The following is a 22,711-nucleotide window of genomic DNA, read 5'->3' as shown; positions in this document are numbered from 1 at the left end:
CCCACGATAGGCCAGGCCTATCGAAACGAGCTGGACCATGTCTTGGACCGATCGGCCCTCCCGGCCCTAGCGTGCGTTCCATGGCTCTGGCAACGCGGACGGCCCGAAAACCGTCCATGACGCGCACCATGTGGGACTCGTCCGTCGGCAAGAAGACCGTGATGGCCGTCAGCGGCCTGATCATGCTGTCGTACCTGGTCGTCCACATGCTGGGCAACCTCAAGATCTTCTTCGGGTCCGACGAGTTCAACCACTACGCGCACTGGCTGCGCACCATCGGCGAGCCCTTCCTGCACTACGAGTGGGCGCTGTGGATCATCCGCGTCGTCCTGGTCGCCGCTGTCGTCGCGCACGCCGTCTCCGCGTACCAGCTGAGCCGCCGCGACATCAGGGCGCGCCCCACCCCGTACGCGCACAAGAAGCGGCGGGCGAGCTACGCCACGCGCACCATGCGCTGGGGCGGCATCATCCTCGGCCTGTTCATCGTCTGGCACATCCTCGACCTGACGACCGGCACCGCGCACCCGAACGGCTTCCAGCCCGGACACCCCTACCAGAACGTGATCGACACCTTCTCCACCTGGTACGGCAACGTCGTCTACATCGTCGCCGTGCTCGCGCTCGGCCTGCACGTCCGGCACGGCTTCTGGAGCGCGGCGCAGACCCTCGGAGTGGGCAGCCGCACCCGCGACCGGGCCTTCAAGACCATCGCCAACGTGCTCGCGCTGGTGCTGACGGTGGGCTTCGTCTCCGTACCCGTGGGCGTGATGACCGGAGTGGTGAGCTGACATGACCGCTGAATTCGCCGCGTACACGACCGGAGAGCCGGTCGTCGACACCAAGGCCCCGGAGGGACCGGTCAGCGAGCGCTGGGACACCCGCCGCTTCGAGGCCAAACTGGTCAACCCCGCCAACCGGCGCAAGCACACCGTGATCGTCGTCGGCACGGGCCTCGCGGGCGGCTCCGCCGGCGCCACACTCGCCGAACAGGGCTACCACGTCGTGCAGTTCTGCTACCAGGACTCCCCGCGCCGCGCCCACTCGATCGCCGCGCAGGGCGGCATCAACGCCGCCAAGAACTACCGCAACGACGGCGACTCGGTCCACCGGCTGTTCTACGACACCGTCAAGGGCGGCGACTTCAGGGCACGCGAGTCGAACGTCCACCGGCTCGCCCAGATCTCCGTCGAGATCATCGACCAGTGCGTCGCGCAGGGCGTGCCCTTCGCCCGCGAGTACGGCGGCCTCCTCGACACCCGCTCCTTCGGCGGCGTCCAGGTGTCCCGCACCTTCTACGCCCGCGGCCAGACGGGCCAGCAGCTCCTGCTGGGCGCGTACCAGGCGCTGTCCCGCCAGATCGCCGCCGGGAACATCGAGATGCACCCGCGCACCGAGATGCTCGACCTGGTCGTGGTCGACGGACGGGCGCGCGGCATCGTCGCCCGCGATCTGATCACCGGGAAGATCGACACGTACTACGCCGACGCCGTCGTCCTCGCCTCCGGCGGCTACGGCAACGTCTTCTACCTGTCGACGAACGCCATGAACTCCAACGCCACCGCGATCTGGCGGGCCCACCGGCGCGGCGCCTACTTCGCCAACCCGTGCTTCACGCAGATCCACCCCACCTGCATTCCGCGCACCGGAGAGCACCAGTCCAAGCTCACGCTGATGAGCGAGTCGCTGCGCAACGACGGCCGGATCTGGGTCCCGAAGGCGAAGGGCGACCACCGCCCCGCGAACGAGATCCCCGAGGACGAGCGCGACTACTACCTGGAGCGCATCTACCCCTCCTTCGGCAACCTCGTGCCCCGCGACATCGCCTCCCGCGCCGCGAAGAACGTCTGCGACGAGGGCAGGGGAGTGGGCCCCGGCGGCCAGGGCGTCTACCTCGACTTCGCCGACGCCATCCGGCGCATGGGCCGGGGGGCCGTCGAGGAGAAGTACGGCAACCTCTTCGACATGTACGCGCGGATCACCGCCGAGGACCCGTACACGGTCCCCATGCGGATCTATCCCGCCGTGCACTACACGATGGGCGGCCTCTGGGTCGACTACGACCTCCAGACCACCGTCCCGGGTCTGTTCGCGATCGGCGAGGCCAACTTCTCGGACCACGGGGCGAACCGGCTCGGCGCGTCCGCTCTGATGCAGGGCCTCGCCGACGGCTACTTCGTCCTTCCGTCGACGATCAACGACTACCTCGCCCGCAACCCGCACCACGAGGACGTCACCGACGAACACCCCGTCGTCCAGGAGCTGTTGGCCGACACCGAGGACCGCCTGCGGCTGCTCCTCGCCGTCGACGGCGACCGCACCCCCGACTCCTTCCACCGCGAACTCGGCGAACTGATGTGGGAGTTCTGCGGAATGGCCCGTACGGACTCGGGGCTGCGCAAGGCCCTGGAGCGCATCCCGCAGATCCGCGACGAGTTCTGGCGGCGCATCAAGGTCCCGGGCACCGGCGAGGAGTTCAACCAGTCGCTGGAGAAGGCCAACCGCATCGTCGACTACCTGGAACTCGCCGAGCTGATGTGCCTCGACGCGCTGCACCGCGACGAGTCCTGCGGCGGCCACTTCCGCGAGGAGTCCCAGACCCCGGACGGCGAGGCGGCCCGCAGGGACGAGGACTTCTCGTACGCGGCCGCCTGGGAGTTCACCGTGACCGGCGAAGCCCCCGTCCTGCACAAGGAAGACCTCGTCTTCGAGTACGTCCACCCCACCCAGCGGAGCTACGCATGAAGCTCACCCTGCGCGTCTGGCGGCAGCGGAACGCCGACGCCGACGGAGCGATGTCCACGTACGAAGTGGACGACATCTCGGCCGACATGTCCTTCCTGGAGATGCTGGACACCCTCAACGAGGCGCTCATCCTCAAGGGCGAGGACCCGGTCGCCTTCGACCACGACTGCCGCGAGGGCATCTGCGGCGCGTGCTCGCTCGTCATCAACGGCGACGCGCACGGGCCGGAGCGCACGACTTCCTGCCAGCTGCACATGCGGTCCTTCGAGGACGGCGACACGATCGACATCGAACCGTGGCGGGCCGCCGCCTTCCCGGTCGTCAAGGACCTGGTCGTCGACCGGTCGGCCTTCGACCGGATCATCCAGGCCGGCGGCTACGTCACCGCGCCGACCGGAGCCGCGCCCGAGGCCCACGCGACGCCCGTGCCGAAACCGGACGCCGACTTCGCCTTCGAGCACGCCGAATGCATCGGCTGCGGGGCGTGCGTGGCGGCCTGCCCGAACGGCGCCGCGATGCTCTTCACCTCGGCGAAGATCAACCACCTCAACGTCCTGCCGCAGGGCGCGCCCGAGCGGGAGACGAGGGTGCTCGACATGGTGGCGCGGATGGACGAGGAGGGCTTCGGCGGCTGCACGCTCACCGGCGAGTGCGCCACCGCCTGCCCCAAGGGAATCCCGCTGGTTTCCATCACCGGCATGAACAAGGAGTGGCTGCGCGCGACCCGTAAGTCGGGCGGGCGTTAGCCGTACGTCGTTCGCCGGTAAGGTGCGGACGGGCGGGACCGGGGGTGGTGCTCAGCCCCGGTCCCGTCTCGCGTCCACGGCGCCCCCTGGCATTCAACAAGCTCACATCCTGGCTCTTGGCGTGGGTCACGCGCACGCCAATCGGCATCGGAAGAACAGGAGCGCGCAGACCGCGAAGAAACGGTCCGCCGCCGCTCCGCCGAACCGGCCCGTGACCAGGAGAGTGCCATGACCGGCGTTTCCACGCTCGACAGCCCCCCACTGTCGACGGCCCCCATCCGCTACACCGTCACCCTCGCCCGCGACGAGGCAGACGTCCGCGCCGCACAGCGGCTGCGTCACGACGTCTTCGCCGGAGAGATGGGCGCCCTGCTCTCCTCCCCGCAGCCGGGCTTCGACATCGACTCGTTCGACGCGTACTGCGACCACCTGCTCGTCCGCGACACCACGACCGGGCAGGTGGTCGGCACCTACCGGCTGCTGCCGCCCGAGCGGGCCGCGGTCGCCGGACGGCTCTACTCGCAGGGCGAGTTCGACCTCGGACCGCTGGACGCGATCCGCCCCGGGCTCGTCGAGGTCGGCCGCTCCTGCGTCCACCCCGACCACCGCGACGGCGCGGTCATCGGTCTGATCTGGGCCGGAATCGCCCGCTACATGGTCGAGGGCGGCCACGAGTGGCTGGCGGGCTGCTGCTCCATCCCGCTCGCCGACGGCGGCGCGCTCGCCGCGGGCACCTGGGACCGAGTACGGGACAAGTACCTGGCGCCCGAGGAGTACCGCGTACGGCCGCTGCTGCCGTGGAGCGCCGAGGGCATCACCCGCCCCGCCCGCACCGAACTGCCCCCGCTGCTGCGCGGCTACCTCCGCCTCGGCGCCTGGGTCTGCGCGGAACCGGCCCACGACGCCGACTTCGGCGTGGCCGACATGTACGTGCTGCTGTCGATGCGCCGGGTCAACCCGCGCTATCTGCGGCACTTCCTGTCGCTCGTGCCGGCATGACGAACATGACCCGCACGGGTGCGACGGGTACGACGAGCGCGACCGGTGTGTCGCGCGTGGCCGTGTTGCTCCGCCCGCGTCGCGGCGGCACCACGACGCTCCTGAGCCCGGGCGCGGGCACGCCGGTGCTGCCGCCGCGCCTCGGGAAGGCGCCGCGCCCGCGGCGTGGTGGTGTGTTCACCGGGGCCGGGGCCCGTCCCGGCGTGACGCCCCCGGTGAGCGCGTGGCTGCCCAGTGCCCCGTGCACCCCGCGGGTCTGCGTGGAGTCCGTCGGGTCGCTGTCCGCCGTACCGCGCGCCCTGCTGCGGCTGGCCTCGCTCCTGGTCGTGCTCCTCGTCGGGATCGTGCTGATCCCGGTCGTCGGGCTGCTCTCCGGCGGGCCGCGCGACCGGCTCACCAGGGCGTGGTGCCGCACGATCGTGCGCGTCGCGGGCGTACGGCTGCGGATCACCGGAGCGGCCCCGCCCGGCGGCGGCCTGCTCCTCGTCGCCAACCACATCTCCTGGATGGACATCCCGCTGCTCGCGGCCGTCCGGCCCGGCCGGATGCTCGCCAAGGCGGAGATCAGGAAGTGGCCCGTGGCGGGGGTGCTGACCGCGATCAGCGGCGCGCTGTTCATCGACCGTGACCGGCTGCGCGCGCTGCCGGGGACGGTCGCACGGATCGCGGACGGCCTGCGCAACGGTTCGGCGGTCGTGGTCTTCCCGGAAGGCAGCACCTGGTGCGGCCGAGCCCAGGGCCGGTTCCGCAGGGCCGTCTTCCAGGCCGCCCTGGACGCGGCCGTACCCGTCCAGCCGGTGCACCTGCACTACCGGTTCGACGGGGGAGCGGCGACCACCGTGCCCGCGTTCGTCGGGAGCGACTCGCTGCTCACGTCGGTGTGGCGGGTCGTGTCGGCCCGCGGCCTCGTGGCCGAGGTACGCGTACAGCCGGTGCTCCCGCCGGGCACCGCCCCCGACCGCCGAGCGCTCGCCCTCGCCGCCGAGACGACCATGGCCGGGACCGCGACCGCCGCGACAGCCGGGGCTCGAAGGGCTGCAACCCACCGAATGTGTGTGAACTCGCAAGCGTCCGCACATCTCTGACGCATCATCACAAGGACGGGGCAGGAGGAGTCCGGGGACAGCGCACGGGTGAGGCAGGGAGCCGTCTCCTGCTTGCCTGCACCCGTGCGACTCCGCCGGGGCGAATCCAGATCGCCGACTGAACTTAGGCCGCCGACAGTCCCGCGACCCCGGCCAGCCGTCGGTACGAGTCCAGGAGTCCGTCCCGGTCGTACGTGCTGGTCGTGACCAGGACCTCGTCCGCCGCGGTTTCCTTGAGTACCGTCTCCAGCTCGTGGGCGACCTGCTCCTCGGTGCCGGCGAGGTGGCCGGAGAGGCCGGATTCGTAGAGGCCGCGCTCCTTCTCCGTCATCGCCAGTGCCTCGACGCGCTCGGCGGGCGGCAGCGGCGGAAACGTGCCGTGCGTGCGCGAGTACGCCATCGACCAGGCCTCCGGGACCAGCAGGCGCCGGGCCTCCTCCGGAGTCTCCGCGACCGCGACCGTGCCGGAGACGACCACGTACGGCTCCCGCGCCCAGGCGGACGGCCGGAACGTCTCGCGGTAGTGGTCGATGCCGCGGCGCATCTTCTCGCGGTTCCTGAGGTCGCCGATCACCATGGGGAGACCGGCCCGGGCGGCGATCGTCGCGCCCTCGCCCATGGCCAGCACGAACGGCGGCACGGTCAGGCCCTCGGCGGGGCGTGCGTGCACGCCGGTCGGGGACGTCCCGCGGAACCAGCCGAGCAGCTCGTCGAGCTGCGCCGCGAAGTCGTCGGCGACGTCCTTGCCCCGGCCCAGCGCCTTCCGTACGCCGTCCGTGAACCCGACCGAACGGCCCAGGCCCATGTCGACGCGCCCGGGGAACAGGGACTCCAGCACACCGAACTGCTCAGCCACCACCAGGGGTTGGTGGTTGGGCAGCATCACCCCGCCCGTGCCCACCCGGATCGTGCGCGTCGCGGCGGCGACCGCGGCGGCCAGCACGGTCGGCGCGGAACCGGCCACTCCCGGCACGCCGTGGTGCTCCGAGACCCAGATCCGGTGGTAGCCGAGCCCCTCCAGCTCCCGCGCCAGCCGGACGGTGTCGCGCAGCGCCTCGGGGGCCTCGTGCCCCTCCCGGGTGCGCGAGCGGTCGAGGACGGAGAACCGGGTCGCCGCCGCACGAGGGCCCGGGTCCTGGCGGAGATGAGAGCCCGGGTCTCGGCGGGCACGAGAGCCTGAGTCCTGGTGGGCATGTGAGCCCGGGTCCTGTCGGGTTCCGTGATCCTGCTCGTTCGGCATGGCTACTCCGCTGGAAGAACTGCGCTCTGTTCTCTCAACCGTCGTCGCGCCGATTTCTTCCGCACCGCCGGGCGGTCGCACTCAGTCCGTGGCCCGGCCCGAGAGGCGCTCGACGCCACGCAGCAGGGCCGAGTGGTCCAGTGCGCCGTCGCCGCTGGCGCGCGCGGAGGCCATGAGCTGGGCGGCGAGCGAGCCGAGGGGCAGGACGGCGCCGTTGGCGCGCGCCGCTTCGGTGACGATGCCCATGTCCTTGTGATGCAGGTCGATACGGAAGCCGGGCTTGAAGTCCCGGTTCAGCATGGCGTCCTTCTTACGGGTGAGGACGGTGGAACCGGCCAGTCCGCCGCCGAGGACCTCCAGGGCGGCGGGCAGGTCGGCGCCCGCCTTCTCCAGGAAGACGACCGCTTCGGCCAGCGCCTGGATGTTGACCGCGACGATGAGCTGGTTGGCCGCCTTGACGGTCTGGCCCGCGCCGTGCGGACCGACGTGGACGACCGTGGTGCCGAGGGCACGGAAGAGCGGCTCCGCGGCGGCGAAGTCGTCCGCGTCGCCCCCGGCCATGATGGACAGCACGGCGTCCACGGCGCCCGCCTCGCCGCCCGACACCGGCGCGTCCAGGACGCGCACGCCCTTGGCCCGGCCCGCCTCGGCGATCGCGACAGCCGTCCGCGGGCCGACACTGCTCATGTCGATGAGAAGGGTGCCGGGGCGGGCGTGCGCCAGGACACCGCCTTCGCCGAGGACCACCTCGGTCACCTGCGGGTCCGCGGGAAGCATCGTGATGACGACATCCGCGTCGGCGACCGCGGCCGCGACGCTGTCCGCACCCCGGCCGCCCGCCTCGACGAGACGGTCCACCGGCGGACGGCTCCGGTTGTACCCGACGACCGTATGACCGGCCCGTACGAGATTGGCGGCCATGGGCGCGCCCATGATGCCGAGACCGAGAAAGGCGATGGTGAGGGACTGATCGGCTGACATACGCATGACACCCGACATTACGACACCGTGCACCGTCCGCCCCGTGAGACCCCGTCCGGGAGTCGATGAGGGGAAAAAGACGGCACCGATGACGGACTATTGATGGATCCCGCCTCTTCAGTATTCCGCCCGTACACACCTAACGTTGCGCCCACGTAAACGGCCTGGCTGTCGGATTCCCGCTCTCTTCCCGCTCGCCCGCGGGACCTCGTGGGAGCCACGGTCCAGAGCTGACGGTTGTCTGAAGGGAGAAGGCGATGGAGCCGACGGAACTGCTCATCGGAAGCCGGTGGCAAGCGTCGACAGGGTCGGGACGGACCCGGGAAGTGAAATCGCCCTTCGACGGTTCGCCCGTCGGTACCGTGGCACTCGCGGGCCCCGAGGACGTCGAGACGGCCCTGGCCGCGGCCGAACGAGGAGCCGCGGTGTGGCGGCGCACACCCGCCCACGAGCGGATGACCATCCTGCTGCGGGCCGCCGAACTGGCCGACGAGCGAGCCGGCAAGATCGCGCAGACCATCAGCGCGGAGTCGGGCAAGACCATCACCGAGGCCACCGGCGAGGCATCGCGCTCCGGCGACCTGATCCGGCTCGCGGCCTTCGAGGGGACCCAGCTCTACGGCGAGACGCTGCCGCTGGACGCGAACCGCGGCACCGGCTTCGACAAGGTCGGCTTCACCCTGCGCCAGCCCTGCGGTGTCGTGGTGGCGATCACGCCCTTCAACTACCCCGCCCTGCTCGTCCTGCACAAACTGGCACCGGCGCTAGCGGCAGGCAACGCCGTCGTCCTCAAGCCGGCCACCTCGACCCCGCTGACCGCGCTGGAACTCGCCTCCTGCTTCGTCGACGCAGGGCTTCCCGAGGGCGTGCTCTCGGTGCTCGTCGGCTCCGGCGGGGTGCTCGGGGACCTGCTCGTCACGGACCCCCGGGTGCGGAAGATCTCCTTCACGGGTTCCACCACCACCGGCGAGCACATCGCGCGGGTCGCCGGGGTGAAGAAGCTCTCCCTCGAACTGGGCGCCTCCTGCCCCGTCGTGATCCTGCCGGACGCCGATCTCGAACTCGCCGCGAGCGCGGTCGCGCTGGGCGGCTATGTGAACGCCGGGCAGGTGTGCATCTCCGTCCAGCGGGTCATCACCCACCCCTCGGTGACCTCCGACTTCCTCGACGCGCTCGTCCCCAAGGTCGAGGCCATCCAGACCGGCGACCCGTCGTCCACCGAGACGACGATGGGCACGCTGATCACGACCGCCGAGGCGGAGCGCGTGGAGCGGGCCATCGCCCAGGCCGCCACCGACGGCGCCCGGATCCTGACCGGCGGCGAGCGCGACGGAGCCGTCGTGAGCCCCGCCGTCGTGGCCGACGTCCACCCCGACTCCGCCTTCAGCCAGCAGGAGCTGTTCGGACCCGCCGTCGCCGTCAGCTCGGCCGCGGACTGGGAGTCCGCGATCGCCCAGGCCAACGGCACTGCGTACGGCCTTGGGGCGGGCGTGTTCACCTCCGACGTGGCCGGCGCGATCCGGGCCGTACGGGAGATCGACGCGGGCTCGGTGCACATCAACTGGACGCCGCTGTGGCGCGCCGACCTGATGCCGTACGGCGGCCTCAAGGGCAGTGGCTACGGCAAGGAGGGCCCCCGCGCGGCGGTCAGCGAGATGACCGAGGTGAAGACCATCGTGCTGCACGGCCGTCCCTGGTGAGTTCACGGCCCTCCGATTCCCCACCCCTCCCCTCCCATTCTGATTCTGGACATCCACGCCGCCCCAGGGCCGTGGGCATCCCCCCAACAGGAGCCCGACCATGACTGACCCGACGACCCGGCGCACCGTGCGCCTCACCGTGGCCCAGGCACTCGTCACCTACCTCTCCCGCCAGCACTCCGTGGCCGACGGCGAGCGACGCCGCCTGATCCCCGCCGCCCTGGGCATCTTCGGTCACGGCAACGTGGCCGGCCTCGGTCAGGCGCTGGACCAGCTCAGCGACGAACTCCCCTTCGTCCAGGGCCGCAACGAGCAGGCCCTCGTCCACATCGCGACGGCCTACGCCAAGGCGTCCACCCGGCATGCCACCCTGGCGGTCACCGCCTCCATCGGCCCGGGCGCCCTCAACATGGTCACCGGCGCCGGACTCGCGACCGTCAACCGGCTGCCCGTCCTGCTGCTGCCCGGCGACACCTACGCGACCCGCCACCAGGGGCCCGTACTCCAGCAGCTGCAGCACCCCATCGAGGCCGACACCTCCGTCAACGACGCCTTCCGGCCCGTCTCCCGGTTCTTCGACCGCATCACCCGGCCCGAGCAGCTGCTCACCTCGCTGCCCGCGGCGATGCGCGCCCTCACCGACGTGGACACCGGCGCGGTCGTCGTCTCCCTCCCGCAGGACATCCAGTCCCACGCGTACGACTACCCGGTGGAGTTCTTCGCCGAGCGCGACTGGCCGATCCGGCGGCCCGCAGTGGACGCCGACGAGGTCGCCGCGGTCGCGCGCCTGCTCGCCGAGGCGGAGAAGCCACTGATCATCGCCGGTGGCGGTGTCGTGTACTCCGGTGCCACCGAGGAGCTGGAGGCGCTGGCCGACGCGGCGGGGATCCCCGTGGCCGAGACGTTCGGCGGCAAGGGAGCGGTCCAGCGCCGCGCCTGGTGGCAGCTGGGCGGCATCGGTCTGGAAGGCACCCCGGCCGTCAACACCCTCGCCAGGGAAGCCGACTTCGTGCTGACCGTGGGCTCGCGGCTGACGGACTTCTCCACCGCCTCGCACTCGATCTTCGAGAACCCGGACGTACGGTTCGCCTCCGTCAACGTCAACGTGCACGACGCGGGCCGCCTCGGCGCCACCGCGATCGTCGCCGACGCCAAGCGGGCGCTCGCCGCGCTCGCGGAGGCGGTCCGGGCCAACGGCACCACCACCTCCGCGGCCTGGCAGGAGAAGACACGCGCGCTGCACGAGGCGTGGTGGGCCCGGCGTGCCGCGGCCCTCGACCCGGACACACCCTTCGACCTCGCGGCCGAACCGGACGACTCGGACGTCGCAGGCGACACCGACGCGGTGCTCACCCAGGGCCAGTTGATCGGCCTGCTCCAGGAGCAGGCACAGGCCGGCGACACGATCATCGCCGCCGCCGGTGGTCCGCCCGGCGACCTGCAGAAGGTGTGGGACGCCACCGAAGGCCGCTTCGCCCACCTGGAGTTCGGCTTCTCCTGCATGGGCTACGAACTGCCCGCCGCGATCGGCGTACGGTTCGCGAACCCCGACCCGGCCAAGCGCGTGCTGTCCCTGCTGGGCGACGGCACCTTCCTCATGGCGCCGACCGAACTGGTCACCGCGGCCCAGGAGAAGCTCCCGCTCACCATCGTGATCCCGGAGAACCACGGGTACCAGGTGATCCACCGCCTCCAAATGCTGCGCAACGGGCGGGAGTTCGGCAACGAGTTCCGCTACCGGGAGGGCGGCCTCCACCTGGCGGAGGCCGGCGGCGACACCAAGCCGGCCCGCCTGGAGGGCGACTACCTCAAGGTCGACCTCGTCCAGACCGCGACGGGACTCGGCGCCCGCGCCATCCGCGCCACCACCGCCGACGAGGTACGCGCCGCACTCGCCGAGACCCGCGATCACGCGGGCCCCGTCGTCCTCGTCGTACCCGTCATCCCGCACGCGGACCTGCCCGGCGCGGGCGTGTGGTGGGACGTGGCGCCCGCCGAGGTGTCCGACCAGGAGTCGGTCGCCCAGCTGCGCAGCGAGTACGAAGAGGGCCTGACGTCCCAGAGGTGGTACGGATGAGCCGCTCACCGCTCGACCACGGCCGACTGCGCGCCCGACTCGCCGAGGGGGAGCTCACTTTGGGCACCTTCGTGGGGATGGCCTCCCCGGTCGCGGCCGAGGTGTGCGCCGCCGCGGGCGCCGACTGGCTGCTCCTCGACCTCGAACACGGCGCCGGGGGAGAGGAACAGGTCCGCGAGACCGTCCCGGTGGCCGCCGCCTACGGAGTCCCGACCGTCGTACGCGTCGAGTCCGCGGCCCGGATCCGCATCGGCCGCGTCCTCGACCTGGGCGTCGCCGGGATCATGCTGCCGCGCCTCGACACGGCGGCCGAAGTCCGGGAAGCGCTACGGCACCTGCGTTACCCGCCCGCGGGGGATCGGGGCGTGGCCACGTACAACCGGGCCTGTCGCTTCGGACTCGACTCCGCCGCTCTGGACCGTGAGGGCGAGATCCTCGGCGTGGTCCAGATCGAGTCGGCGAGCGCCCTGGCGGAGGTCGAGGCGATCGCCGCCCTGGACGGCGTCGACGTGCTGTTCGTCGGCCCCCGCGACCTCAGCCACGACCTCGGCGTGCCGGGGGACTTCGCGGCCCCGGTCTACCGCGAGGCCCTGGAACGCGTACGCAAGGCCGCCGCCGCACATGGCAAGGCGTGCGGCCTCCTCGTACCCGACGGCCCGGCGGCCGTCGCCAAACGCGCCGAGGGCTGGACGTTCATCGCCATCGGATCAGACTCGACCCTGCTCGCAGCCGCCCTGTCCGCCGCGCTCGGCGAGGCCCGGCCGGAGCCCCGGGACCACCAGGAGACACACTCATGACCACGACCCCCTCGGGCACCGCACGCGAGATCGGCGTCGGACTGATCAGCGTCGGCTGGATGGGCAAGCTGCACAGCCGCGCCTACCAGGCACTGCCCTCCGTCTACCCCGAGCTGGGCCTCAAGCCGCGGCTCGTCCACGCGGCGGACACGGCCGAGGACCGCGCGGCCTACGCCCGTGACGTACTCGGCTACGAGAGGGCGGGCACCGACTACCGCGCCGTCCTGGACGACCCGGACGTCGAGGTCGTGTCGATCTGCGCGCCGAACATGCTCCACCACGAGATCGGCATCGCCGCCGCCAAGGCGGGCAAGCCCTTCTGGATCGAGAAGCCCGTCGGACGCGGCGCGGAGGAGACCGCCGAGGTCGCCGCCGCGGCCCGCGCCGCCGGAGTGGTGACGTCCATCGGCTACAACTACCGCCACGCCCCCGCGGTCGAGCGGGCCAGGGAACTCGTCGCCGAGGGACGGCTGGGCCGCATCACCAACGTGCGCGCCACCTTCTTCTCCGGCTACGCCTCCGAACCCAAGGGCGCCCTGTCCTGGCGCTTCAAGCGGGAACTGGCCGGACATGGCGCACTGGGCGACCTGATGAGCCACGTCGTGGACCTGGTCAGCTACGTCGTCGCCCCGATCCGCGAGGTCTCCGCGCTCACCAGCACCGTCTACACCGAGCGCCCGATCCTCCCGATGGGCTCGGGCACGCACTTCGCCGTCATCGAGGACGGCGAGATGGCACAGGTCGAGAACGACGACTACACCGCCGCCCTCGTCCGCTTCCACGGTGACGCCGTCGGCACGCTGGAGGCGTCCCGCACCATCGTCGGCCCGCAGTGCGGCATCGGCTTCGAGATCTACGGCACCGACGGCTCGCTCACCTGGAACTTCGAGCGGATGAACGAGCTGCGCGTCGCCCTCGACCGCAGTGGCCCGCACCAGGGCTACACCACCGTGCTCGGCAACGGCCACATGGGCGACTACGCAAGCTTCCAGCCCGGCCCCGGCAACAGCATGGGCTACGACGACCTGAAGGTGATCGAGGCGAAGAAGTTCCTCGCCGCCGTGGCCGGCCTCGAACACCACAACTCCACGATCGACGACGCGCACGCCGTCGCCGAGGTGATCTCCGCGGCCGCCGCCTCCGCGGAGAGCGGCGCCTGGGAGCCGGTGCCGGACGTCGTCGGCGCGACCTTCGGTCACCAGGCACGGAGCTGATCGCATGGACGGGCATGTCGTAGTGGCCCTCGGGCCGGTCGACCCGGACACCGTCGGCGGCATCCTCGGCGACCGGGTCACCTTCGTCACCCACCCCACGCCCGACGACCTCGCGGTCGCGGAAGGCGCCATCGTCCGCGCCGACCGGCACGTCGACGAGGACTTCCTCGTACGGGCCCCGCGGCTGCGCGTCATCGCCCGCACCGGAGTCGGTGTGGACCTCGTCGACGTGGCCGCGGCGACCGCCCGGGGCATCCCCGTGGTCATCACCCCGCAGAGCGGCTCGCGGGCCGTGGCCGAGGGCGTCCTCGCCATGACCCTGCACCTGACCAAGCGGCTGCGCCAGCTCACCGACCTGGTGCGCGAGAACCGCTGGGCGGAGCGGAACACCGTGCCCGTCGGCGACCTCGACGGCGCCACCATGGGCATCGTCGGCTACGGCCGCATCGGCCGCCGGGTCGGTGAACTCGCCTCCGCCTTCGGGATGCGGACCCTGGCGTACGACCCGTACAGCCCGCCTCCGCCCGAGGTCGCCTGCGCCGATCTCGGTGAACTCGCCGAAGTGAGCGACGTACTGACCCTGCACGTGCCGCTCACGGAGAGCACGCACCACCTGGTCGGCGAGGACCTGCTCTCCCGCGTCAAGCCCGGGACGATCCTCGTCAACTGCGGCCGGGGCGGCCTGCTCGACCCGGACGCCACCCTGATCGCCCTGGAACTCGGCCGGCTGGCCGGTGTCGGACTGGACGTCTTCGATCCAGAACCGGCTGTCCACCACCCGCTGTTCGACCATCCCGACGTCGTGCTCACCCCGCATCTGATGGGGATGACGAGCAGGGCCATGACCCTTACCTTTGTCGACGCCGCCCGCGGTGTCGCGGACGTGCTCGCCGGCCGACCTCCGGCCGCGGTCGCCAACCCCGACTGGAACCACCGAAAGGCCACGGCATGAACACTCAAGCGCAGCGAATCGCCGGCGCGCCCATCTCGTGGGGCGTGTGCGAAGTGCCCGACTGGGGCTACCAGCTGACGCCCGAGCGTGTCCTCAAGGAGATGCGCGAGGTCGGTCTCGCCGCCACCGAGATCGGGCCCGAGGGCTTCCTGCCCGGCGAGCCGCAGGCCATGGCGCAGGTCCTCGCCCACCACGACCTCCGTGCCGTCGGCGGCTTCACCCCGCTCCTGCTGCACGTGCCCGGGCACGACCCGCTGCCCGAGGTCGAGACGCTCCTGGAGAGCTACGCCGCGTCCAAGGCCGACGTCCTCGTCCTGTCGGCCATCACGGGGCAGGACGGCTACGACTCCCGGCCCGAGCTCGACGCCGACGGCTGGCAGCTGTTGCTGTCCAACCTGGACCGGCTGACCGCGCTGGCCGCGGAGCGCGGCGTACGGGCCGTGCTGCACCCGCATGTCGGCACGATGATCGAGAACGGCGACGAGGTCCAGCGCGTGCTGGAGCACTCCTCGATCTCCCTCTGTCTCGACACCGGCCACCTCCTCATCGGCGGTACCGACCCCGCCGAGCTCACCCGGCAGGCACCCGAGCGAATCGCCCATACCCACATGAAGGACGTGAACGCCGCCCTCGCCGCCAAGGTCCAGTCGGGCCGCCTCACGTATACGGAAGCCGTCCGGGAGGGCATGTACCGTCCGCTCGGCGCCGGTGACGTGGACGTCCGGGCCATCGTGACCCACCTCGGGGCTCGCGGCTACGACGGCTGGTACGTCCTTGAGCAGGACACCATCCTCACCGAAGAGCCCGCCGGCAAGGGGCCCGTGGACGACGTGTGGGCCAGCGCGGAACACCTGCGCACCGTGTTGCGCGATGCGGATCTGTGATGTGTTTGTGATGTGTTTTTGACGGTTGCCGAGATTTGCCTTCCGGGGCGGAATCAAAAGGGAGCCGGGCTGATGTCAAGCGGCTTGGATTTATCAGCTGTTCGCCGTATTGACGCGCATGAGAATCATCGGAATGGCCTCGATAAGGAATGGCCTTGATGGTGGCCATGGTCAGGATGGATTCTCTGAAATCGTTATGAAGAGGAAACAGGTATGACTACTGAAGACCTGCTGGCCACCTGTTGGACCACCGCGGGCGATGCCGCGCCCGGGCAGCCCGACTTGCGCAGCCCGCTGACGCTGCGGGAGCGGGTGGAAGCGGCGGGCGCCGCCGGGTTCAAGGGCTTCGGCCTGTTGCACGAGGACCTGGTGGAGGCTGAGCGCACGTACGGACTGTCCGGCGTACGGTCCCTGTTCGCGGACAACGGACTGGTCCACCTGGAGCTGGAGCTGCTGGTCGACTGGTGGGCCGACGGACCACGGCGTGCCGCGTCGGACGCCGTCCGCCTGGATCTTCTGCGGACCGCCGAGGCGCTCGGCGCGAGCCACCTCAAGATCGGGCCGGACGTCGAGGACCGGCCGTGGGAACTCGACCACTGGGCTGAGGAGTTCGCCACGCTGGCGGCACAGGCCGACGGTGTGGGCGCCCGGCTCGCGATCGAGTTCCTGCCCTGGTCCAACCTCAAGACCGTGCACGACGGACTGCGGCTGGTCGAGACCGCCGGGCATCCCGCGGGTGGCCTCATCATCGACGTCTGGCACACCGAGCGCGCCCACACGCCTCCGGCCGATCTCGCGGACGTACCCGCGTCGCGCATCGTGGGTGTGGAGCTCAACGACGCCGACAGTGAGGTGATCGGCACGCTCTTCGAGGACACGGTCCGGCGCCGACGCCTGTGCGGCGAGGGCTCCTTCGACCTGCCGGGCATCATCTCCGCGCTCCGCGCGGCCGGCTGGTCCGGTCCGTGGGGGGTGGAGATCCTGTCCGACATGCACCGCACGCTTCCGGTGCGCGAGGCCGCCACAGCGGCGTTCAACACCGCTGCGGCGGTGCTGAAGTAGCGACGCCGGGTCGGCGCTGAACCAGGCCGCCGGGGCGGCGGGGACGAAACCACGGTCGTCTCCGCCACCCCGGTATCAGTCCTGCCATCCGCCATCCGCCATCCGCCATCCGCCATCCGCCATCCGCCATCCGCCATCTGCCAGCCGCCGCCCGCCGGGCGCGCGGCTCCTAGGCGTGTACGAGCACCTGGAACCCAGCGAAAACGCGTCGGGCCGCCCGGAATTCCGGACGGCCCGACGCGGGTGTGCGGTGCGGTCAGTGGTTGCGGGGGAAGCCGAGGTCGACGCCGGTGGGGGCGTCGGCGGGGTCGGGCCAGCGGGTGGTGACGACCTTGCCGCGGGTGTAGAAGTGGGTGCCGTCGTTGCCGTAGATGTGGTGGTCCCCGAAGAGGGAGTCCTTCCAGCCGCCGAAGGAGTGGTAGCCGACGGGGACCGGGATGGGGACGTTGACGCCGACCATGCCGGCCTCGATCTCCAGCTGGAAGCGGCGGGCGGCGCCGCCGTCCCGGGTGAAGATCGCCGTGCCGTTGCCGAAGGGGGAGTTGTTGATCAGCTCCACCCCCTGCTCGTACGTCTCCACGCGCAGGACGCACAGCACCGGGCCGAAGATCTCGTCGCGGTAGGCGTCCGCGGTGACGGGCACCTTGTCGAGGAGCGAGAGGCCGATCCAGTGGCCGTCCTCGTGGCCCTCGACCGTGTAACCCGTGCCGTCGAGGACGACCTCGGAGCCCTGGGCGGCGGCGCCGGTGACGTAGGAGGCGACCTTGTCGCGGTGAGCGGCGGTGATCAGCGGGCCCATCTCGGAGGCCGGGTCGTTGCCGGGGCCGATCTTGATCTTCTCGGCGCGCTCGCGGATCTTGTCCACCAGCTCGTCGCCGACCGCGCCGACCGCGACCACGGCCGAGATCGCCATGCAGCGCTCGCCCGCCGAGCCGTACGCGGCGGAGACGGCCGCGTCGGCGGCGGCGTCCAGGTCGGCGTCGGGCAGGACCAGCATGTGGTTCTTGGCGCCGCCCAGGGCCTGGACGCGCTTGCCGTTGGCGGAGGCGGTGGTGTGGATGTAGCGGGCGATGGGGGTGGAGCCGACGAAGGAGATGGCCTTGACGTCCGGGTGGGCCAGGAGGCGGTCGACGGCCACCTTGTCGCCGTGTACGACGTTCAGGACGCCGTCGGGGAGTCCGGCCTGCGCGAACAGCTCCGCGAGGCGTACGGAGGCCGAGGGGTCCTTCTCGCTGGGCTTGAGGACGAAGGTGTTGCCGCAGGCGATGGCCAGCGGGAACATCCACATCGGCACCATGGCCGGGAAGTTGAACGGCGTGATGCCCGCGACCACGCCCAGCGGCTGGCGGATCGAGGCGACGTCGACCCGGGAGGCGACCTCGGTCGACAGCTCGCCCTTGAGCTGCACGGTGATCCCGCACGCCAGGTCCACGATCTCCAGACCGCGCGCGACCTCGCCGAGCGCGTCGGAGTGCACCTTGCCGTGCTCGGCGGTGATCAGAGCGGCGATCTCGTCACGGTGGGCGTCCAGCAGCGCGCGGAACTTGAAGAGGATCGTGGACCGCTTGGCCAGCGACGTGGTGCCCCAGGTCGCGTAGGCGTCCTTCGCGGCGGCGACCGCCGCATCCACCTCGTCGACCGAGGCGAGGGGTGCCTGCTTGTCCTGGCTGCCCGTGGCAGGGTCGAACACCGGGCTGTGGCGTCCTGAAACGCCCTCCGCGGGCTTGCCATTGATCCAATGGGCGATGGTCTTCACGATGTGTCCTCTCACATGGGTGGGCAGGCTGACTCACAGCCGCTCCATGGCGATCACATTGACCAGGCCGGTATCGCGCGAATGATTTATGGAGCGCTCGGCCAGACACGAGGACCTCTGAATCGGAAAGGCCGACAGTGACCCCGGCCATTTCAGGTGTAGACGGCACACGGAACAGCCGTCAAGGAGATGTTGTGCCGTTTTCCCTTGATGGATAAATGATGCCTTTACATATGTTGACGCTGAGGTGCAACTAGGGCTTGTATCCCGTCATAGGCAACAGCCGTGTTAACGGTATGTGACCGGAGCCTCTGCCCGGTCGGGCGCTGCTCCTTTCCCCTGCACAGTGAGGTGCCGGCAAGATGAACCGCTCTCTCCACCCCCGTTCCCGCAGAATCGCCCTCGTCGCCGCGGCCGCCACCGCGGCCCTGATAGTCACCGGTTGTTCCAGTGACTCCGGCGGCAAGAAGTCCGAGGAGGACACGGGCGCCGCGTCGGCCGGCAAGGCCAGCACCCCCCGTATGAAGGTCGCGATGATCACCCACGCGGCTCCCGGTGACACTTTCTGGGACACGATCCGCAAGGGGGCCCAAGCCGCCGCCGCCAAGGACAACGTCGAGCTGATCTACTCCAGCAACCCCGACGGCGCCAAGCAGTCCAACCTGGTCCAGAACGCGATCGACCAGAAGGTCGACGGCATCGCGGTCACCCTCGCCAAGCCTGACGCCATGAAGTCCGCGGTCGCCAAGGCCAAGGCGGCCGGTATCCCGGTGGTCGGCTTCAACGGCGGCGTCGACGACTGGAAGGACCAGGGCCTGCTGGAGTACTTCGGCCAGGACGAGTACGTCGCGGGCAAGGCCTTCGGCGAGAAGCTCAACGGCGTCGGCGCCAAGCACAACATCTGCGTGATCATGGAGCAGGGGCATGTGGCCCTGGAGGCGCGCTGCAAGGGTGTCAAGGAAGGCTTCAAGGGCAAGACGGAGATCCTTTACGTGAACGGCACGAACATGCCGTCGGTGAAGTCGACGATCACCGCCAAGCTCAAGCAGGACTCGGCGATCGACTACGTGGTCACGCTCGGCGCCCCGTTCTCGCTGACCGCCGTGCAGTCCGTGGACGACGCGGGCAGCAAGGCCAAGGTCGCCACGTTCGACCTGAACAAGGACCTGATCGGCGCCATCGAGGACGGCGACATCCAGTTCGCGGTCGACCAGCAGCCCTACCTGCAGGGCTACCTGTCGGTGGACTCCCTGTGGCTGTACAAGACCAACGGCAACTTCAGCGGTGGCGGCCAGGCGCCGGTGCTGACCGGTCCGGCGTTCGTGGACAAGTCCAACGTCGAGACCATCGCGAAGTTCGCCGCGAAGGGCACTCGGTGATTTCTATGTCCCAGGCAACGGTACCGGCGACGGGTTCCTCGTCGTCGGCTCCGCCGGCCGCCCCCAAGGACGGCCGGACCTCGGAGCGGTCCCTGAGCCGTCGGCTGGCGGCCCGTCCGGAGATCGGCGCACTGATCGCGGCGATCGGTGTCTATATCTTCTTCTTCGCGGTGGCCTCGCCGTTCCGTGAGGCCGGTTCGCTGGCCAACGTGCTCTACGAGTCCTCCGTGATGGGCATCATGGCCCTCCCGGTGGCCCTGCTGATGATCGGCGGCGAGTTCGACCTCTCCGCCGGCGTCGCGGTCACCACCTCGGCGCTGACCGCGAGCATGTGGAGCTTCCAGCTCTCCATGAACGTGTGGACCGGTGTCATCGTCGCGCTGCTGGTGTCCCTGGCGATCGGCGCGTTCAACGGCTATCTGCTGGTCCGCACCGGACTGCCAAGCTTCTTGATCACGCTGGGTACGTTCCTGATCCTGCAGGGCGGCAACCTCGCCATCACCAAGATCTTCACCGGGAACGTCGCGACCGACTCGATCAGCGACATGGACGGCTTCGACCAGGCCAAGAAGGTCTTCGCCTCCGAGATCAGCGTCGGCGGCGTCGACGTCAAGATCACGGTGTTCTACTGGTTCGTGTTCGCGGCGGCGGCGACCTGGCTGCTGCTGCGCACCAAGTTCGGCAACTGGATCTTCGCCACCGGCGGCAACAAGGAATCGGCCCGTGCGGTGGGTGTGCCGGTCACCTTCACCAAGATCGCCCTGTTTATGGGCGTCGGCGCGGGTGCCTGGTTCGTCGGGATGCACATCCTGTTCTCGTTCAACACCGTCCAGTCCGGCGAGGGCGTGGGCAACGAGTTCCTGTACATCATCGCCGCGGTCATCGGCGGCTGCCTGCTCACCGGCGGCTACGGCTCCGCGATCGGCCCGGTCATCGGTGCCTTCATCTTCGGCATGGTCTCCCAGGGCATCGTCTACGCCAACTGGAACCCCGACTGGTTCAAGGCCTTCCTCGGCGTCATGCTCCTGCTCGCCGCCCTCGTCAATCTGTGGGTCCGCCGCCAGGCGACCCGGAGGTAACCCATGACCACCAACCCCATCGCTGCCGACGGGTCGGTCTCACCCAACGGGACAGCCCCCAAGAACACCGCATCGGCGGACGGCACACCCACCGTCGAGTTGAAGGACGCGGGCAAGGCATACGGCAACGTCCGGGCTCTGCACAGCGTGGATCTGGCTGTCCATTCCAGTCAGGTGACCTGTGTGCTCGGCGACAACGGCGCCGGCAAGTCCACCCTGATCAAGATCATCTCGGGGCTGCACCAGCACACCGAGGGCGAGTTCCTCATCGACGGCGCACCGGTCCAGCTCAGCAACCCGCGCGAGGCCCTCGACAAGGGCATCGCCACCGTCTACCAGGACCTGGCCACCGTTCCCCTGATGCCGGTCTGGCGGAACTTCTTCCTCGGCTCCGAGATGACCAAGGGCCCCTGGCCCATCCGCCGCCTCGACATCGAGAAGATGAAGCAGACCGCGGACCAGGAACTGCGCCACATGGGCATCATCCTGGACGACCTCGACCAGCCCATCGGCACCCTCTCCGGCGGCCAGCGCCAGTCCGTGGCCATCGCCCGCGCCGTCTACTTCGGCGCCCGCGTCCTCATCCTGGACGAGCCCACCGCCGCCCTCGGCGTCAAGCAGTCCGGCGTGGTGCTCAAGTACATCGCCGCCGCCCGCGACCGCGGCCTGGGCGTCATCTTCATCACCCACAACCCGCACCACGCCTACATGGTCGGCGACCACTTCAGCGTCCTGCGGCTGGGCACCATGGAACTCTCCGCCGCCCGCAGCGACGTCAGCCTCGAAGAACTCACCAACCACATGGCCGGCGGCGCCGAACTGGCCGCCCTCAAGCACGAGCTGTCCCAGGTCCGCGGCGTGGACGTCGAAGAACTCCCCGAAGAGGCGGAGCTTCAGGTGGGCGCGCAGCGCAACTGACCCTCGTCCGAAGGCAACTGATCCTCAGTCACAGGACTGATCCTCAGGCATAGGAGAGACACTGCATATATGTCATCTCAGGGAGTACTCGGCGTAGCAGTCATCGGCACCGGCAAGATGGGGGCCGATCATGTCCGAAGGCTCCAGCACGTCATCAGCGGAGCGCGGGTGACCGCCGTCGTGGACATCGACGCGGAGCGGTCCAAGGCCCTCGCCGACACGCTGGACGGTTGCACGGCGTACACCGAAGCCGCGGTCGCGCTGGCCGCGGAGGACGTGGACGCCGTGCTGATCGCCTCTCCCGGACCTGCCCACGAGGCGGCCCTGCTCGAAGCCCTCGGCCGTGACCTGCCGATCCTGTGCGAGAAACCGCTCACCCCTGACGCGGACTCCGCACTACGGATCCTGGAGGCGGAACAGCGGCTCGGGCACCGCCGGGTGCAGGTGGGCTTCATGCGCAGGTACGACGCCGAGTACGTGAAGCTCAAGCGGCTGCTCGACGGCGGGGAGTTGGGCAGGGCGCTGATGGTGCATCAGCGGCACCGCAACCCCTCCATGCCGTCGGGGTTCACCACCGAGATGCTCATCAACGACTCGGTGGTGCACGAGATGGACGTGACCCGCTGGCTCCTCGATCAGGAGATCACCGCGGTCACGGTCCTCAAGCCGGCTCCGTCCTCACTGGCGCCAGAAGGCATGAGCGACCCTCAACTCGTCCTGTTCGAGACCGAGTCGGGGGCTCTCGTCGACGTCGAGATCTTCGGCCACTGCGGCTACGGATATCAGGTGTGGGCCGAAGCCGTCTGCGAGCGGGGTGTCGTAGGCATCGGTGACGAGCACGGACCACGGCTCAGCGCCGACGGCCGGTGGGGTGGCCGCGTCACGCCGGACTACATCGAGCGGTTCGAGGACGCGTACGACCGCCAGGTACGTGCCTGGGTGGACGCCACCCGGCGCGGCGAGGTCACCGGGCCCAGCGTCTGGGACGGCTACGCGGCAGCCGCGGTGTGCGAGGCGGGCGTGCGGGCCCAGCGGGAGGGACGGCGCGTCGAGGTCGACCTGATCGAGCGGCCCGACTTCTACCGGTAAGCAAACCGCGG

19 protein-coding genes are annotated in these 22,711 nt (G+C 70.2%); 16 read left to right on the top strand and 3 right to left on the bottom strand.

The window, feature by feature from the left end; genetic code table 11:
- Window positions 1-80: 80 nt before the first annotated feature.
- The 5 genes from OHA11_RS03045 (at window position 81) to OHA11_RS03025 (ending at window position 5,572) form a co-directional block, all read left to right on the top strand.
- Window positions 81-788 (top strand): succinate dehydrogenase, encoded by a 708-nt coding sequence (locus tag OHA11_RS03045; protein ID WP_266491675.1) that lies wholly within the window; start codon window positions 81-83, stop codon window positions 786-788.
- A gap of 1 nt (window position 789) precedes the next feature.
- Window positions 790-2,742 (top strand): fumarate reductase/succinate dehydrogenase flavoprotein subunit, encoded by a 1,953-nt coding sequence (locus OHA11_RS03040; RefSeq protein ID WP_266491673.1) that lies wholly within the window; start codon window positions 790-792, stop codon window positions 2,740-2,742.
- Window positions 2,739-3,488: a succinate dehydrogenase/fumarate reductase iron-sulfur subunit gene (locus tag OHA11_RS03035; RefSeq protein WP_266491671.1), complete on the top strand. Its 750-nt coding sequence runs from the start codon at window positions 2,739-2,741 to the stop codon at window positions 3,486-3,488. The genes OHA11_RS03040 and OHA11_RS03035 overlap by 4 nt, the downstream gene beginning before the upstream one ends.
- Window positions 3,489-3,716: 228 nt before the next feature.
- The gene (locus OHA11_RS03030) at window positions 3,717-4,487 is read left to right on the top strand and encodes a GNAT family N-acetyltransferase (RefSeq protein WP_266491670.1); all 771 of its coding nucleotides are present in this window, start codon (window positions 3,717-3,719) and stop codon (window positions 4,485-4,487) included.
- 215 nt (window positions 4,488-4,702) lie between these two features.
- Window positions 4,703-5,572 (top strand): 1-acyl-sn-glycerol-3-phosphate acyltransferase, encoded by an 870-nt coding sequence (locus OHA11_RS03025; RefSeq protein ID WP_266506900.1) that lies wholly within the window; start codon window positions 4,703-4,705, stop codon window positions 5,570-5,572.
- A gap of 124 nt (window positions 5,573-5,696) precedes the next feature.
- Here the strand turns inward: OHA11_RS03025 and OHA11_RS03020 are convergent, their stop codons facing one another.
- Window positions 5,697-6,812, bottom strand: a complete 1,116-nt coding sequence (locus OHA11_RS03020) for an LLM class flavin-dependent oxidoreductase (RefSeq protein WP_266491668.1) — start codon at window positions 6,810-6,812, stop codon at window positions 5,697-5,699.
- Window positions 6,813-6,893: 81 nt separating this feature from the next.
- Entirely contained in the window at window positions 6,894-7,793 is a 900-nt protein-coding gene (locus tag OHA11_RS03015; protein WP_266491666.1) for a 2-hydroxy-3-oxopropionate reductase, read from the bottom strand.
- A gap of 257 nt (window positions 7,794-8,050) precedes the next feature.
- Between OHA11_RS03015 and OHA11_RS03010 the strand changes: the two genes are divergently transcribed.
- The 7 genes from OHA11_RS03010 to OHA11_RS02980 all read left to right on the top strand — a co-directional run bounded on the left by OHA11_RS03010 (window position 8,051) and on the right by OHA11_RS02980 (window position 16,479).
- The gene (locus tag OHA11_RS03010) at window positions 8,051-9,493 is read left to right on the top strand and encodes an aldehyde dehydrogenase family protein (RefSeq protein WP_266491664.1); all 1,443 of its coding nucleotides are present in this window, start codon (window positions 8,051-8,053) and stop codon (window positions 9,491-9,493) included.
- Window positions 9,494-9,593: 100 nt separating this feature from the next.
- Window positions 9,594-11,570, top strand: coding sequence for a 3D-(3,5/4)-trihydroxycyclohexane-1,2-dione acylhydrolase (decyclizing) (iolD, locus tag OHA11_RS03005; RefSeq protein WP_266491662.1), 1,977 nt, complete (start codon window positions 9,594-9,596; stop codon window positions 11,568-11,570).
- Entirely contained in the window at window positions 11,567-12,367 is an 801-nt protein-coding gene (locus OHA11_RS03000; protein WP_266491660.1) for an HpcH/HpaI aldolase/citrate lyase family protein, read from the top strand. Before iolD ends, OHA11_RS03000 begins: the two co-directional genes overlap by 4 nt.
- Window positions 12,364-13,581: a Gfo/Idh/MocA family protein gene (locus OHA11_RS02995; RefSeq protein WP_266491659.1), complete on the top strand. Its 1,218-nt coding sequence runs from the start codon at window positions 12,364-12,366 to the stop codon at window positions 13,579-13,581. Before OHA11_RS03000 ends, OHA11_RS02995 begins: the two co-directional genes overlap by 4 nt.
- Before the next feature lie 4 nt (window positions 13,582-13,585).
- Window positions 13,586-14,533, top strand: coding sequence for an NAD(P)-dependent oxidoreductase (locus OHA11_RS02990; RefSeq protein WP_266491657.1), 948 nt, complete (start codon window positions 13,586-13,588; stop codon window positions 14,531-14,533).
- Window positions 14,530-15,417: a sugar phosphate isomerase/epimerase gene (locus OHA11_RS02985; RefSeq protein ID WP_266491656.1), complete on the top strand. Its 888-nt coding sequence runs from the start codon at window positions 14,530-14,532 to the stop codon at window positions 15,415-15,417. Before OHA11_RS02990 ends, OHA11_RS02985 begins: the two co-directional genes overlap by 4 nt.
- 213 nt (window positions 15,418-15,630) lie before the next feature.
- A complete protein-coding gene (locus tag OHA11_RS02980) occupies window positions 15,631-16,479 on the top strand; it encodes a sugar phosphate isomerase/epimerase (RefSeq protein WP_266491655.1) in 849 nt (282 codons plus the stop codon).
- Between the two features lie 256 nt (window positions 16,480-16,735).
- Here OHA11_RS02980 and mmsA read toward each other — a convergent pair whose 3' ends face one another.
- Window positions 16,736-18,238, bottom strand: a complete 1,503-nt coding sequence (gene mmsA / locus OHA11_RS02975) for a CoA-acylating methylmalonate-semialdehyde dehydrogenase (RefSeq protein WP_266506899.1) — start codon at window positions 18,236-18,238, stop codon at window positions 16,736-16,738.
- A gap of 359 nt (window positions 18,239-18,597) precedes the next feature.
- Here mmsA and OHA11_RS02970 point away from each other — a divergent pair, with 359 nt between their 5' ends.
- From OHA11_RS02970 to OHA11_RS02955, 4 genes are all read left to right on the top strand, one after another.
- Window positions 18,598-19,614, top strand: coding sequence for a sugar ABC transporter substrate-binding protein (locus tag OHA11_RS02970; protein WP_266491653.1), 1,017 nt, complete (start codon window positions 18,598-18,600; stop codon window positions 19,612-19,614).
- 5 nt (window positions 19,615-19,619) lie between these two features.
- Window positions 19,620-20,693: an ABC transporter permease gene (locus OHA11_RS02965; RefSeq protein WP_266491652.1), complete on the top strand. Its 1,074-nt coding sequence runs from the start codon at window positions 19,620-19,622 to the stop codon at window positions 20,691-20,693.
- A 3-nt stretch (window positions 20,694-20,696) separates the two neighbouring features.
- Window positions 20,697-21,611 (top strand): ATP-binding cassette domain-containing protein, encoded by a 915-nt coding sequence (locus OHA11_RS02960; protein WP_266491651.1) that lies wholly within the window; start codon window positions 20,697-20,699, stop codon window positions 21,609-21,611.
- A 69-nt stretch (window positions 21,612-21,680) separates the two neighbouring features.
- Entirely contained in the window at window positions 21,681-22,700 is a 1,020-nt protein-coding gene (locus OHA11_RS02955) for a Gfo/Idh/MocA family protein (RefSeq protein WP_266491650.1), read from the top strand.
- Window positions 22,701-22,711: the final 11 nt, after the last annotated feature.

Origin of the sequence: Streptomyces sp. NBC_00878, assembly GCF_026341515.1 — a bacterium.
Taxonomy (GTDB): domain Bacteria; phylum Actinomycetota; class Actinomycetes; order Streptomycetales; family Streptomycetaceae; genus Streptomyces.
Note: the sequence above shows the minus strand (reverse complement) of the source record. Positions and strands in the feature narration are given on the sequence as shown.